General features: G+C 39.8%; 12 protein-coding genes. 5 read left to right on the top strand and 7 right to left on the bottom strand.

Features of this window, described 5'->3' with window-relative positions; genetic code table 11:
* Positions 1–17 precede the first annotated feature (17 nt).
* The 4 genes from R3X28_RS09820 to R3X28_RS09805 all read left to right on the top strand — a co-directional run bounded on the left by R3X28_RS09820 (position 18) and on the right by R3X28_RS09805 (position 6,433).
* Positions 18–1,319 (top strand): alpha-L-fucosidase, encoded by a 1,302-nt coding sequence (locus R3X28_RS09820; RefSeq protein ID WP_317664148.1) that lies wholly within the window; start codon positions 18–20, stop codon positions 1,317–1,319.
* 113 nt (positions 1,320–1,432) lie between these two features.
* Positions 1,433–3,763, top strand: a complete 2,331-nt coding sequence (locus R3X28_RS09815; RefSeq protein ID WP_317664147.1) for a family 20 glycosylhydrolase — start codon at positions 1,433–1,435, stop codon at positions 3,761–3,763.
* Between the two features lie 38 nt (positions 3,764–3,801).
* Positions 3,802–4,704: a family 43 glycosylhydrolase gene (locus R3X28_RS09810; RefSeq protein ID WP_317664146.1), complete on the top strand. Its 903-nt coding sequence runs from the start codon at positions 3,802–3,804 to the stop codon at positions 4,702–4,704.
* A gap of 73 nt (positions 4,705–4,777) precedes the next feature.
* On the top strand, positions 4,778–6,433 hold the full coding sequence (locus R3X28_RS09805) for a hypothetical protein (protein WP_317664145.1): 1,656 nt from the start codon (positions 4,778–4,780) through the stop codon (positions 6,431–6,433).
* Positions 6,434–6,546: 113 nt separating this feature from the next.
* On the opposite strand, the gene R3X28_RS09800 is transcribed toward R3X28_RS09805, so the two are convergent.
* From R3X28_RS09800 to R3X28_RS09770, 7 genes are all read right to left on the bottom strand, one after another.
* Complete coding sequence (locus tag R3X28_RS09800; RefSeq protein ID WP_317664144.1) at positions 6,547–7,128, bottom strand: lactate utilization protein C; 582 nt, start codon at positions 7,126–7,128, stop codon at positions 6,547–6,549.
* Positions 7,128–8,492: a lactate utilization protein B gene (locus R3X28_RS09795; RefSeq protein WP_317664143.1), complete on the bottom strand. Its 1,365-nt coding sequence runs from the start codon at positions 8,490–8,492 to the stop codon at positions 7,128–7,130. Before R3X28_RS09795 ends, R3X28_RS09800 begins: the two co-directional genes overlap by 1 nt.
* Before the next feature lie 2 nt (positions 8,493–8,494).
* Entirely contained in the window at positions 8,495–9,232 is a 738-nt protein-coding gene (locus R3X28_RS09790; RefSeq protein ID WP_317664142.1) for a (Fe-S)-binding protein, read from the bottom strand.
* Between the two features lie 7 nt (positions 9,233–9,239).
* On the bottom strand, positions 9,240–9,575 hold the full coding sequence (locus tag R3X28_RS09785) for an L-rhamnose mutarotase (RefSeq protein ID WP_317664141.1): 336 nt from the start codon (positions 9,573–9,575) through the stop codon (positions 9,240–9,242).
* Positions 9,576–9,591: 16 nt separating this feature from the next.
* Positions 9,592–10,890 (bottom strand): L-fucose:H+ symporter permease, encoded by a 1,299-nt coding sequence (gene fucP, locus R3X28_RS09780; protein WP_317664140.1) that lies wholly within the window; start codon positions 10,888–10,890, stop codon positions 9,592–9,594.
* A 120-nt stretch (positions 10,891–11,010) separates the two neighbouring features.
* The gene (aldA, locus tag R3X28_RS09775) at positions 11,011–12,450 is read right to left on the bottom strand and encodes an aldehyde dehydrogenase (RefSeq protein ID WP_154368076.1); all 1,440 of its coding nucleotides are present in this window, start codon (positions 12,448–12,450) and stop codon (positions 11,011–11,013) included.
* Positions 12,451–12,767: 317 nt separating this feature from the next.
* Positions 12,768–13,667 (bottom strand): helix-turn-helix domain-containing protein, encoded by a 900-nt coding sequence (locus R3X28_RS09770; protein WP_154368074.1) that lies wholly within the window; start codon positions 13,665–13,667, stop codon positions 12,768–12,770.
* Between the two features lie 101 nt (positions 13,668–13,768).
* Here R3X28_RS09770 and rhaD point away from each other — a divergent pair, with 101 nt between their 5' ends.
* On the top strand, positions 13,769–14,563 hold the full coding sequence (gene rhaD / locus R3X28_RS09765) for a rhamnulose-1-phosphate aldolase (RefSeq protein ID WP_317664139.1): 795 nt from the start codon (positions 13,769–13,771) through the stop codon (positions 14,561–14,563).
* Positions 14,564–14,565 lie beyond the last annotated feature (2 nt).

Here is a 14,565-nt window from a genome sequence, read left to right as displayed (position 1 = left end):
TAAAAAAACAAATCAATATGAATAAGATAGCCATTATTTGCCTATTAGGTTTACTTACATTTACCAGTAATGCCCAAAAACACTATGATTTCCCAATGCCGGATTATACCCCCACCGAAGGTAATTTACAGGCCCGAAAGGAATTTCAGGACATGAAGTTCGGGATGTTCATCCACTGGGGCGTGTACAGCGTTTTGGCAGATGGTGAATGGGTCATGTTCATAAAAAAGATAAAAGCTGACAACTACGAGCGTTTGGCAGGTTTTTTCAACCCTCAGGATTATGATCCCGAAGAATGGGTAAAGTTGGCCAAGGCCGCCGGGATGAAATATATTACGATTACCACTAGACACCATGATAGCTTTAGTATGTTCGATACCGATGCGAGCGATTTTAACATTGTAGATGCTACGCCTTACGGAAAAGACCCGTTAAAAGCATTGGCAGAGGCCTGCAAAAAGGAAGGTATAAAGCTGAATTTCTATTATTCGCTACTCGATTGGAAAAGGGAAGATTACAAAGCAGGTAAAAAAGGAGATAAAGAAGCTTGGGAAAAGTATGTTAGCTTTATGAAAAAGCAACTAACGGAGTTACTTACCAATTATGGGGAAATAGGAATGATTTGGTTTGATGGACATTGGGACCAAAAGCAAGCAGATTGGAAGTATAACGAAATCTATAGTTTGATCCATGAGCTGAGTCCGAATACCCTTATCGCCAACAACCATCATATTCAACCCATTGCCGGGGAAGATGTACAGACCTTTGAACGTGATCTGCCAGGGGAAAACCACGGCGGTTACAGTGATGGGGTACAGGTTAGCCAATTACCCTTGGAGTCTTGTGCTACCATGGCCGGGAAATGGGGGTATAGCATCTATGACAAAAAGTTCAAGAGCACGAAAAAATTGATCCACTTTTTGGTCAATGCGGCGGGTAAAAACGGTAACTTACTGTTGAACATAGGTCCCATGCCAAACGGTAAAATACAACCGGAATTTGTTGATACCTTAAGTGAAATCGGGGAATGGACCGGTACTTATGGTGAAAGTATCTATGGCACCAGAGGAGGGGTCATCAACTCACAGGAATGGGGTACCATTACCAAAAAGGACAAGACCTTGTATGTGCACGTTCTGGATGCCCCTACCGAACCCTATGTTTTTATTCCCGAGCTCAAGGAGAAGGTTAAATCGGTAACCAGTTTCGATGGAGGGAGCAAAATCAGGTATAAGCAAGTAAAAGAAGGACTTTTTCTATATACCGGTGCATTGGATGCCGACCGTATAGATACCATTTATAAAATGGAAATAAGATAATAATCTGTTAGGCATGTGTTTACAAGGCAAATATAACTCAAGCCATAAAGGAGGCTTTTGATGCTTCCGTGGAAAAGAACTTAAAATATATTATACAGCGATAACTAGAGCAAATGAAAAAATCAATCACTTCAACAGTAAGAATGGCGCAAAGGTTACTGCCCCTATGGGTAACGATCCTTATAATTTCCTGTAACACCCCAAACCCGGGTTTTACGGAAGATGACATTGCCATTATTCCCAAACCCTTGAATTTTACCTTAGGTGAGGGTTCCTTTGAAATAAGTGCGAAAACACCATTGGCACAATCGGACGGTATTTCGGATAAGGCCGTAGGTTTTCTTAACGGACTGTTGGGGAAAGCAGCTGGTTTTACACTGGAAAAAAGTTCGGGAATCCTGGAAAAAGGAATCGTTTTCATTACCAAGGAAGGTTTTAAGAATGGCGGATATGGTTTACATGTGAATCCGGATAAAATCACTATTGAAGCCACTGAAGCATCGGGTTTTTTCAATGCGGTACAAACCATAAGGCAACTCTTGCCGAAGGAAATTGAGCAAAATGGGCTAGTTGATACGGATTGGTATGTTCCCAGTGTCGATATACAGGACGAACCTAGGTTTGAATGGCGCGGTATGCATAACGATTTTAGCCGCCATTTCTTTGATGTGGATGAAGTGAAGCAATTCTTGGATTATTTGGCGCTTTATAAAATGAACACCTACCATATGCACCTTACCGATGATCAAGGTTGGCGTATGGAGATAAAAAAGTATCCACTATTGACCGAAAAAGGGGCGTGGAGAATTCCCAATAATCAGGATACGATTTGCAATACCAGGGCAGTGGAAAACGATCTGTACACCATTGATCCGGCAAAATTCAAGGAAGTGGATGGTGAACGCAAGTATGGCGGATTTTTCACCCAAGAACAAATAAAGGAAATTATTTCTTACGCAGATGATAGGTGTATCACCGTAATTCCAGAGGTTGATATGCCTGGACACTTTAAATCGGCCATAGATAATTATCCGTTTTTATCATGTAATGAAGAATCCGGATGGGATACCGTATTTACTTATCCAACTTGTTTGGGAAAAGAAACTACTTACGAATTCATGAAGAACGTTTTGAGTGAGGTTGTAGAATTATTTCCTACGGAATACATTCATATAGGAGGGGATGAGGTCAACATCAAATCATGGGAAGTATGCCCACACTGTCAAAAAGTTATTGCAGATAATGGATTGAAAGACGAGCATGAACTACAATCTTTTTTTAATAGGGATATAGAACGATTTCTGCATTCCAAAGGGAAGAAATTATTGGGTTGGGACGAAATCGTGGAAGGTGGTTTAACAAAAGACGCTACAGTGATGTGGTGGAGAGGGTGGCGCCCGGAAGCGCCTAAGAAAGCAGCAGAGCAAGGTAATGATGTTATAATCACTACTACCGATGCCTATTATTTCGATTATTTGAACGAAGGGAATCCATTGGAAAAGATCTATAACTATGAACCCGTCCCAAAAAGTTTTACAGAAAAGGAGGAAGCCAATGTCCTAGGTATACAGGCCAACCTTTGGTCCGAATGGATACCTAGTTTTAAGAGGTTGCAATACCAAGCTTTTCCCAGAATGATCGCAGTGGCGGAAAATGCTTGGGCTCCGAAGAAGAGCAAGGACTTTATGGCATTTAACACTAGAGTGGAAAAACAATACCCTAGATTGGAAGAAATGGGGGTTTATTATTACATCCCTATCGTAAAGGGATTGGATAAGGAATTGGCCATGGTAGACAGTACAAAGGTTAAGTTGGATCTTGCCTATCCGTTGGAAGGCGTAGAGATTTATTATACCACTGACGGGTCTGTACCCACAAAAGGATCATTGCGATATTCGGGGCCATTCGTGGTAACCGATACCGTGGAAATCAAAGCAAGGGCCTATAAAGGGGATATTTATAACGACATCAAGAAAACGAAAGTGATCCAAAAATCGTATTTGGATCCTGTCGGGGTAACGCCAACAGAAAAGGGATTGAAAAGATTCATCCTTAAAGGGAAATACAAGAAAGTTGCTGATTTAGAATTAAATAAGGGTCAGGCTTGGCAAAAGGTAGATAGTATCGATCTGGCCGACTATAAGGAAGGGAAAAGGTTCAATATGGTATTTTCCGGGTATTTCCATGCCGAGGAGGATGGTATTTATGAGTTTGAAACCCGATCGGATGGTGGTGATCATTTATATATCGGGGATACTTTGGTTGTGGACAATAGTGGATGGCACGGTCCAAGAAAACGGTATGGAAAGGTTGCCTTGAAATCGGGTTGGTACCCCATAGTTATTAAATACAGGCCTAGTGATAACCCAAGGGTAATAAATGCATGGTATGGTTTACAGGGGGAAGAACTACACTCCATTAATTCAGAAGTTACAGGACATTAGAAATTATCGAAATGAACAAAATATATAATAGTTAGTCAATGAAATCGATGATTCTCCCATTGTTTTTAGTAGTAATATGTGCTTTAAACGCCCAAAATCCGATTTTAAACAAGGAAGATGCTGGGTTTATCTATGCAGCAGATCCAGCCGCCGAAGTCTATAATGGTAAAGTTTATGTGTATTGTTCCAGGGATGTAGAGGGTGCTGTTTCATTTAGTACGATGCAAGATTATGCGATATTGGAGTCTTCTGATATGAAAACTTGGAAAAATCACGGTGTGGTACTAAAACCACGGGAATATGTCTGGGCTCATGGACAAATGAATGCGCCGGATGTGGCCTACTGGGAGGGTTGGTATTATTTTTACTTTCCATATGATAAAACACATATTGGTGTGGCAAAGAGTCGAACGCCGGTTGGCCCTTGGGAAGAAGCTGTTACAAAGGAAATAACAACCATATTTGACCCTACCGTTTTTGTTGATGATGATGGGCAAGCTTACATTTATGGCAATGATCATAAAGTCAATATAGGAGATCCAGGGGCTCATATAATGGGAGCTAAGCTTAAAGATAATATGATTGAATTAGATGGTGATTGGATTCGACTTTCTGAAGAAACAGTGAGTGAAGCAGTGCATGTTTTTAAACGAAACGGGATATATTATTTTAGTGCTAGGGTTGGCCCTGTTACGAAGTATTGGATGGCAGAAACGCCATTACCAAAATATGCTACATTAAAAGGTGAATTAGCTCCAGATGCCCCGAAAGCACCGAATCATACTTCAGCGATAGAATTTAAAGGCGACTGGTATTTGTTTTACCATCGTGGGGATTTAAATGAAGGTTCATTTCACCGTAGATCTGCATGTTTTGAAAAAATGTCATTTCGAGAAGATGGGACTATAGTCCCAATTGAATACACCTTGGAAATAGAATGATGTTGAAAATACGTAAGTTGGGATATGATGCTTTTATACCTGAAATGAAAATAAGTTGTTAAAATTATTAAATATGAAAATTAAAAAAATAGGAATATCGGTTTTAGTGTTCTTAGCTGTTTTTGGTACTAAAGTAATGGGTCAGGATACGAATACCATTTCAGCCCCTTTAGTCTTGGATATGGTACACCATAACCCGGGAGAGGCCCCATATCAGTCCGTTTATAACGACCCAAAAGTAATCAAGGAAATGGGTTATAATGGGAAAGTATATTTCCTTTTCGAATCCCCTGCCTTGGCCATTGATTGGGAATCGGTAGATCTAGATATTTTACCCAAAGGTTCGGAAGATAGGAAATGGGTAGATGCAAAGGCGAAACAGATAAAACAAATGCATAAGGCCTGTAAAGCGCAGGATATGAAGATTTTTGCAATGTCCGATTTGGTTTTGTTTCCGAAGCGATTAATAGCAAAATACGGTATCGAGGAAACCTTTGGGAACCCGAATGATCCTTTGACCGAAAAGTTGATACGAGCGCAAATCAATGAAATGTTCGATCAATTTCCGGATCTGGACGGCTTGGTAGTGCGTATCGGTGAAACGTATTTGCATGATGCCCCCTATCATTTAGGCGCAATAGATAATAAAAAAAGCCCAGAAAAAACGATCATTCCCTTAATGCAGATCCTTAAGGAAGAAATTTGTGAAAAAAGGAACAAGCAGTTGATCTTTAGGACTTGGGGTGCGTTCGATGTTAATTTGGAAGATTACCTAAAAGTAAGTGATGCCATAGCCCCCCATAAAAATTTGATTATCAGTGTTAAGCACTGTGAAGGTGATTTTCATAGATCCAATGCGTTCAGTAAGGTAATCGGTCAAGGGCGCCATCCCCAAATCATAGAAGTACAATCCGCTCGCGAATACGAAGGAAAAGGAGCCTATCCCAACTATATCGCCAATGGGGTTATTGAAGGTTTTGAAGAGCATACAAGAATGCCCGAAGGGCAAATCAATAGTATTAGGGAATTTGTTGAAACAAAACCTGGATTATATGCCGGTATCTGGACATGGTCGAGGGGCGGAGGATGGAATGGTCCTTACATCAAAGATGAAATGTGGTGCGATTTGAATTCATGGGTAATGGCACAATGGGCCTTACATACCGATAAAAGTGAGGAATTTATTTTTAATAGATATGCGATGGAACGGTTACACCTTAAGGGTGATGATATCGCTAAATTCAGGAAATTGGCCTTGCTTTCTGCCCAAGCAGTAGTAAGGGGAAGGAATAGTACGTTCAGGGACATGAACCCTTGGTGGACAAGAGATCAAGGCATTGCCTGGCCAATGGTGGTAAAAGGGGAATTACAACAAAAAAGGAACTTGGCGCAAAAAGACGAATCCGTAGCCAAATGGAAAGAAATAGTTAAGCTGGCCAAATCGATTGATTGGCAAAATGAGGCTACGAAAAACCATGCCATCGGATCGGCTGAGTACGGCTTAAGATTGTACACCATTTATAGAACCCTTGTTTACATGCAACATGCCGAAGCCAATGGTAATGGTAAAGAAGTTAAGAAGTGGATCAAAGCGTATGATAAGGCTTGGGCAAACTACAATAAACTGGCAGGGGAATATAGTACCATAGCAACGCTATATACCCAGGATTATGATAGGCATATTGCTAAAAACGCGAACGCTAAAGTAGATAAATTAAGAGGGAATTAATGTGCCGATCTTATAAAACAACCTATTATTCCTAAACTCTACATAAAGGAGTTGGGTTCTGATTTTATAATAAAACGTTGGGGGTTTCTTTCTGTGGAATGATATTTTATATCCTAAATTAACAAGACGGTTAAACTTAACGCTCCTTGGGCACCAATGACCAAACATTGTTCTATGTCGGCTGTCTTTGATGGTCCGGAAATGAATAAACCGAAAGTGCGTTTTCTTTTGGAAATAAGCTCATAGGCCTTATGTAAATTTTGGCAAATGTCTTTTTTGCCCAAAATAATCAACAGGTCATTGGTTATAAAAGGTAAGGCCCGAATGTAAAGCTGTTCTTCCGATATCCAAATGGCTCCGTTTTCCGCTACACCGAACGTACCGCGAAGTATTGCCAAATCAACATCCTCCAAATCCTTGGGTTGTGTTTTTTCTGAAATGGAAACCGTTCCTAAAGACGACACTTGTGTACGATTTACAATGTTCGTGGCATTAGGGTACATCATCATTATCTCATTATCAATATCCTTTGAAGAGGTCAATTGCTTGATCGTGCCCCCTACAAGGGCCACTTTTTCCTTAAAACCGCTAAGAAGGTCTATATCCTCATTAAAGAGATCAACATTGATCTCTGGTAATGGCAACAATTCCGGTTTGTTTTTTCGTACCGAATTTAATATTTCTTCCCTGCCCATTATTTACTTCTTTTTTCTTTATACCATTGATCAAAATTCCCATTTTTTATTTGGGGGAGTTCACGTGCCTTACCCCAAGCATTCAATTTGGAATAAACCAAAAACCTAGGGGCATATTTGAGCATAAACCGAACAGACCGACCAGCGAGACCATAAAACTTGGGTTTTGAAAAAACCTTGCCGGTCATCTTTAAAATTGTTTTCTTGACAACAGGTTGTTCTATGTCTTTAGTGATTATCTGTCTCCATTTGTACAGTTGTTCATGTATATTGATTTTTACGGGACAAACATTGGAACATGATCCACATAAAGTTGAGGCAAAAGGCAAAGAGCTATGTTTGGTCAAATCTTTCCCTGGGGATAATATAGACCCAATGGGACCGGGGATGGTGGCATCATAACTATGGCCGCCACTACGCCTGTAAATAGGGCAGGTGTTCATACAGGCCCCACAACGTATACAATGTAATGAAGATCGGAAATCTTCACGGCTTAATTGTTCCGTTCTACCATTATCCACAATTACGATGTGCATTTCGGAACCTTCCGATGGTTTGTTGAAATGGGAAGAATAGGTCGTAATGGGCTGTCCTGTGGCACTTCTGGCCAAAAGACGTAAAAATACACCAAGATGGGCTTCTTTGGGGATAAGCTTTTCTATGCCCATACATGCTATATGGGTTTTTGCCAAATGGGCTCCCATATCAGCATTACCTTCATTGGTACATACCACAAAACCTCCTGTTTCGGCTATGGCAAAATTAACGCCTGTAATGGCAACATCGGCTGTTAAGAATTTTGTACGTAGGTGTTTTCGGGCTTCATTGGTCAAGTATTCCGGATTTCCATTACTAGGTTTTGTGCCCAAATGTTCTTGGAACAAGGTGTCGACTTCCTCTTTGGTCTTGTGAATGGCCGGTAGAACGATGTGACTGGGTGTTTCTTTTGCTATTTGCACAATATATTCCCCCAAATCAGTATCAACAACTTCAAAGCCTTTGGATTCCAAATACGGATTTAAATGGCATTCCTCAGTAAGCATTGACTTGCTCTTAACCACCTTTTTGGCATTCTTTTCGGTCAGAATTGTATTGATGATCTTATTATGTTCTTCAGCATTTGACGCCCAATGTACGGTAATGCCGTTTTTTTGTGCGTTCGTTTCAAATTCAATTAAAAGTTCATCTAGGTTAGATAGGACATGGGCTTTGATTCCGGATGCCAAATCCCTTAACTGTTCCCAGCCTTTGACACCATGTGCGGCATTGTCCCTTTTTTCCCTAACATACCACAAAGCTTTGTCGTGCCAATTTACTTTAGCTTCGTTCTTATTGAATATTTCGGCCTTTTGTGCGTGGTTCATAATTAAATACTGCTATTTAAAATTTCAGCAATATGCATTACCCTTATTGGTTGCTTGTTTCTATTGATCAATCCTTCTAAATGCATTAAACAGGAATGATCGGCACCGGTGATAACTTCTACCTCATTGTTCAAATGATCTTGAATGCGGTCTTTTCCCATTTTTACTGATATAGCCTCTTCGAAAACCGCAAAGGTTCCTCCGAAACCACAACATTCATCTTTTCGGGTCAGGGACATTAACTCGAGCCCCTGAACGTGGGCCAATAAATCTTCTTCTGTTGAATAATGGTCGTCCATTCTTTCGGAACAAGATCCCAAGTGAAGCCCCCTTAAACCGTGACAGCTTTTATGTAAACCAACCTTATATGGGAATGAGGCACCTAAATCGGTTATCCCCAATATCTTAACGATAAACTCACATAGTTCAAAAGCATTATTTCTTACATTGATGACATCTGGGGTTTGTTCTATGATATCGAAATGTTTTTTAACGTGATAGATACAACTTCCGGACGGGCCAACGATGTAATCGTATTCCTTGAAATTTTCAACGAACACCTGACAGGCCCCTTTTGCATCTTCCTCGTAACCCGAATTGCCCAATGGTTGTCCACAGCAGGTTTGACCGGAAGGATAATAAACATCCACTCCTAATTTTTCCAGTACTTCCAGCGTAGCTATACCCACTTGAGGGTACAATTGGTTAATATAACATGGTATGAACAGGCCTACTCTCATTTGATTTTCAATCTTTTAATTCGTAAATCTTATCCATTAATACCCATTTTTCATTTTCTTTGGACCAAGGCATTTTTTGCTGATATTTCCACATGAGCTCTTCCCACTCCTGAACCTTTCTATTGGCATTGTCCATTTGTTCCTTTTGTTCAAATGAGAATGAATCGTTTACTTCCAAAATCATGAACAGTCGATTGCCGACACAATAGATTTCAGCATTTTCGATTCCTGAATCAATAAGACTCTGTGTGATCTCTGGCCAAACTTTTTTATGATGTGCCTTGTATTGATCGATCAATACAGGGTCATCTTTTAAATCTAAAGCCAAACAATATTTTTTCATATTGGATAATTAGCGATTAATCATGCACCTTGAAAGTTCTATACCCATAAATAGCAATAAAGGCAAAACACAAAAAAGGTAGTATGAACGAAAAATTAACCCCCGAAAACGGCCCTATGGTTCCCATGTCTATAAGTGTTCCCTGTAGAATGGGCATTAATGCACCACCTACGATTGCCATTACCAGCCCTGCGGCACCTAAAGCCGTATCTTCTTCCTTTAGGCCATTGAGTGCAATACCATAAATCGTAGGGAACATCAAAGACATAAAAGCCGAAGTGGCGACTAAAAGATACAAGCCCAGGATGCCTTCTATCAATATAACACCGGTAATGGTACACATGGCGCAGAGGGCAAATATCATGAGTAATTTTCTTGAGTTCACATATTTCATAAGAAACGTGCTTATGAAACGGCTCATTAGAAATATACTCATGGCAACGATATTGTAGTTCTGGGCTTCAGCTTTTGGAATACCCAGATTTCCTGCATATTGGATGATGAACGTCCAACACATGATTTGAGCGGCCACATAGAACAATTGGGCTATTACCCCTTCTTTGTATTTACCGTTTTTAAATAACCTTTTAAAAGAGGAAATGGCACTTGTTTGGTTTTTTTTATGGGCTCTTTTTGGCATTTTGGTAATAGAAATAATGACCAACATGCCAATAACCACAAAACCAAGGATAACGTATGGGTCTCTAATAATCGCCAAATCATGGGTTCGTATGGCAGCTTTTTCAACAGAATCCAAGGTGTTGAAAATCAATTCACCTGCTGCGTTTCTTTTGTCGGAATCCAATGCGGTCAAAATAAATTTCGAAGCTACGAACATGCCGAAAAGAGATCCAATTGGGTTAAAGGCCTGTGCAAGGTTCAATCTTCTTGTTGCTGTCTGCTCATCTCCCATTGAAAGGATAAAAGGGTTTGCGGTAGTTTCTAAAAAGGCCAATCCGAAGGTTAAGATATATAAGGAAACCAAAAAGTATCCGAAAACCTCGAATTTGGCGGCAGGATAAAATAACAAAGCTCCTGTTGCATAGAGTATTAGTCCCAATATTATTCCTTTTTTATAGCTGTATTTCCGAACAAACAGGGCAGCTGGTATTGCCATTGTCGCGTAACCTCCGTAGAAGGCGAACTGCACCAATGCGGCTTTTGCGGTCGAAATTTCCATCACGGTCCCAAAAGCAGCGACCATAGGGTTGGTAATATCATTGGCAAATCCCCATAAAGCAAATAATGAGGTAATGATGATAAAAGGCAAAAGTACCTCTTTGGATACTACAGGGATTTTATTGGTATCGGTCATTCTAAAATTGGTTTAAATTTAGGTCTAAAACAAAAAGACAAAAAGCACTGTCTTTAAAGTAGATTGGGGGGTCTCTAATTTAACAAGTGCTTTTTGTTTCTTAGCTTGGTGGTATGCTTTTTATCTATATTGTGCGTATATGACTTTGGTCTGTAGGTATTCTTCCATTCCATGTTTGCCATCAGCACCGCCTAGACCCGATTTTTTCCATCCAGCATGAAAACCTTGAATTGCTTCAAAATGTTCACGGTTTACGTAGGTTTCCCCGAATTCCAATTGTTCGCAGGCATGCATAACCTTATTGAAATTCTCAGAAAATATCGAAGACGTTAGGCCGTATTCACAATCATTTGATAAAGCTATTGCCTCATCTAAGGTAGTGAATTTCATTACAGGTAATACCGGTCCGAAAACTTCTTCTTGAATAATTTGCATGTCTTGCTTAACATTGGCAAGTAACGTTGGTTGATAGAAATAACCTTTGTCGAATTTATCTGACCGAGTGCCTCCGACCACAACTTCCGCGCCTTCTTTTTTAGCAAATTCCACCATTTCTGCGACCTTTTCAATTTGATCCTTGGAAACCATACTGCTCATATCGGGATCATTCGTGGCAAAAGCGTCCTCGACCTTAAGTTCGGCCATTTTTTTAGTTACTTTTTCCATGAATTCATCATAGATACTATCCTCAACGTAAGCCCGTTCGGCACAGTTACATACTTGTCCGCTGAATATGACCCTGGAGGAAACAACAGCGTTTACGGCTAAATCCAAATCAGCATCTGCACAAACAATTGCGGGAGCTTTACCCCCTAATTCCAAAGAAACCTTAGTAATGTTTTCTGACGCGGCTTCCATAACCTTTTGACCTGCACCAACACTACCGGTTAAACTGATAATACCCGTTATCGGGCTTTTTGAAAGGGCATTACCGACAATACTGCCTTTACCGCAGACAAAGTTCAATACTCCGGCAGGAACTCCGATATTTTTTATTAATTCGGCAAATTCCATAACCGTATTCGGTGCTACCGAGCTAGGGTTTATTATACATGTATTGCCCGTTACCAATGAAGGGGCAATTTTTCGGGCCATTACAAAAAACGGGAAGTTCCATGGTAATATGCCAACCGCGACACCAATGGGTGCTTTATGAAGAAATATGTGTTCTTTTTTACGGTCGCTTTGAATGATCTCGCCTTCAATTCTTCTGGCCCAACCCGCATTATAATCAAAGTAATCTGCGGTAACGTCAATTTCTACTTGTGCCAAGCCAATTACCTTGGCTTGCTCCGACGCCAATGTTTTGGCCAAGGACACTCTGTTTTCTCTAATGACATCTGCCATTTTATGTAAATAACCGGCCCTTTCTACGGCCGTAAGGGACTTCCAATTGTGTTGTGCGCCCTGAGCTGCATCAAGAGCTTCGTTAGCATCTGCTACCGAACCCACGGGCATAAGGGACAATACCTCTTCAGTACACGGATTTAATATCTCTATGGTTTCTGTTGAAGTTGATTTTACGAATTTTCCGTTTATAAATTGTTTGAATTCTTTCATTTGTTAAGTTTTAAAATTAATGACCAGGTTCTAGGAAAGATCTGTCAAATATCTCTGGATATAGTTATTTTCAATAAAATAGAGGATATTGAAATATTTGATAATAAAAGTCTTAACAAATTTAATTTATCACATAAAGGGAGTGTTTATCTATATTAATCAATAATATGAATAATTTAAACATTGATATTGAAAAGAGCTTGATTTAAGCCGATTTCATTTCATGGTCTTTCGTCTCAAAAAATCTTTTTATTTGACTTTAGGATGGGATGTTCCGGACAAATTTAAAATCAAAGAAAAGGTAAAAAAGACCAGGGTTAGGTATACCTTCCCGATCTATAAGTGGCCGGTGTTAGGCCTATTACCGTCTTGAATACCCTTGAGAAATGATATCTGTCTGAAAAACCAAGTTTAAAAGAAACTTCTTCGATTGAGTCGTTTGTTTGCTCAAATAAATCGCAGGCTTTGGCGATTTTTCTGTTCTGGATGAAATTTTGGATGGTTATGTTCATTTCTTCCTTAAATAATCGGGCGAAGGAGTTTGGGGCCATATTTGCTATTTCAGCTATTTTGGGGTTGCTCAATTTTTTATCAATATTGATTTCGATGTACCGAATAACCTTTAAAACCCGTTCATCTATGTTAATGGCTTTCCATAATTCAGGCCCGATATTGGTTAAGGATTCCTTGATAAAAGCCTGCAATTTCATATTAAAGGTCAGTTTAAAATCAGAATTTTCAACTTTCAACCTTTCAGTCAAATACAATAGTCTATCTCTAAGATAATCGGTTAATTCTATCTTAAAAACACCTGGGTATACGTTGTCGAAAGGCACCCCTAGGTTAAAATGGACAAAGAAGTGAAACAAATGTTTGTCCACATAATCCTTCTCATTGTAATTGGTCGTAAGGTGTTTTCCGGAAACATGTATTCCTTCATTGTACATATGGTTTTTGGTAAACCGGGATGAGAATGATGTAAAAGGGGGAATAATATAGATATAGTTGGGTGTCATGGTGTACACCTTATTTTGGTGAATTAATTCACCACCCTCATTTTTATTCCAATAGAGTCTCCAAAAAGGAAACACCATATCATGGCAGTCCCATAAATCCAACAACCAATATCTGCAGCATAACAGATTCAACTTAAGACCGATGAAATTTTGCTTGTTGGGCGATGGATCACCTAATTTAATGTCCCTAACGAGTTTCATTTGGCCCAATGTTTAAATTAGATACAAAAATACGTGTTTTACATATTTCAAGAAGGGTAGTGTCAAGGTATTTTTGTTCGTGTATAGTTTAAATATATATTATGAAAACCTTGAATCTCCCAAAACAGGTAAAAGCAGAATTAAGTAAAGTGTCAGAAGTAGCCGGCTATTTATGGCAGCGCGAATGGGCAGAACGTAATGCCGGTAATATATCTATGAATCTGACCTCTTTTTTTACAAAAGAAGAAGTTCAGGGTATCGGTACCGAAGTGGCATTCGATTTTCCGAAAGAAGCAGCGGGGTTCGTTATTTACATAACGGGTACCGGATGTTATCTACGCGATTTGGTCGATAAACTTGATGAAGTGTCCTGTATTCTTTATATCAATGAAGATGCAACGGCTTATTCGATAATATGGGGTGGAAAACAGGATAATTTCGGACCTACTTGCGAATTGATTTCACATGCCAGTATTCATCTATTCAATTCACAGTACCATCCCGAAAACTTAGCGGTAGTGCATACGCATCCTTTGGAATTGATTTGTATGAGCCACCACGAGTTGTTCAATGATGAGGAAGAGTTGAATAGGCAAATCTGGATGATGTGTCCTGAGGTAAAAGTATTCGTGCCCAAAGGCATTCACTGTACCCCTTATGCATTGTCTAGCACAGCGGCATTGGCAAAAGTGACCATAGAAGCTTTTAAAACAAGGAATATATCACTTTGGGAAAAACATGGCGCTACGGCTACTGCTCCCGATGTCATGAAAGCTTGGGATTTATTGGATGTGGCCAACAAAGGGGCAAAATTGTTGATGATGTGTTGGGCGGCCGGTTTTAAACCAGCAGGACTATCGAACGAACAATTGGTTGAATTGGAACAATTCACCTAAAA

It is taken from the genome of Maribacter sp. TH_r10 (assembly GCF_033101095.1).
GTDB lineage: Bacteria > Bacteroidota > Bacteroidia > Flavobacteriales > Flavobacteriaceae > Maribacter_A > Maribacter_A luteus.
Note: the sequence above shows the minus strand (reverse complement) of the source record. Positions and strands in the feature narration are given on the sequence as shown.

Coding starts and splice junctions, on each gene's coding strand:
- R3X28_RS09820 (WP_317664148.1), top strand. CDS start 18: ATGAATAAGATAGCCATTATTTGCCTATTAGGTTTACTTACATTTACC.
- R3X28_RS09815 (WP_317664147.1), top strand. CDS start 1,433: ATGAAAAAATCAATCACTTCAACAGTAAGAATGGCGCAAAGGTTACTG.
- R3X28_RS09810 (WP_317664146.1), top strand. CDS start 3,802: ATGAAATCGATGATTCTCCCATTGTTTTTAGTAGTAATATGTGCTTTA.
- R3X28_RS09805 (WP_317664145.1), top strand. CDS start 4,778: ATGAAAATTAAAAAAATAGGAATATCGGTTTTAGTGTTCTTAGCTGTT.
- R3X28_RS09800 (WP_317664144.1), bottom strand. CDS start 7,128: ATGGGCAGGGAAGAAATATTAAATTCGGTACGAAAAAACAAACCGGAA.
- R3X28_RS09795 (WP_317664143.1), bottom strand. CDS start 8,492: ATGAACCACGCACAAAAGGCCGAAATATTCAATAAGAACGAAGCTAAA.
- R3X28_RS09790 (WP_317664142.1), bottom strand. CDS start 9,232: ATGAGAGTAGGCCTGTTCATACCATGTTATATTAACCAATTGTACCCT.
- R3X28_RS09785 (WP_317664141.1), bottom strand. CDS start 9,575: ATGAAAAAATATTGTTTGGCTTTAGATTTAAAAGATGACCCTGTATTG.
- fucP (WP_317664140.1), bottom strand. CDS start 10,890: ATGACCGATACCAATAAAATCCCTGTAGTATCCAAAGAGGTACTTTTG.
- aldA (WP_154368076.1), bottom strand. CDS start 12,450: ATGAAAGAATTCAAACAATTTATAAACGGAAAATTCGTAAAATCAACT.
- R3X28_RS09770 (WP_154368074.1), bottom strand. CDS start 13,667: ATGAAACTCGTTAGGGACATTAAATTAGGTGATCCATCGCCCAACAAG.
- rhaD (WP_317664139.1), top strand. CDS start 13,769: ATGAAAACCTTGAATCTCCCAAAACAGGTAAAAGCAGAATTAAGTAAA.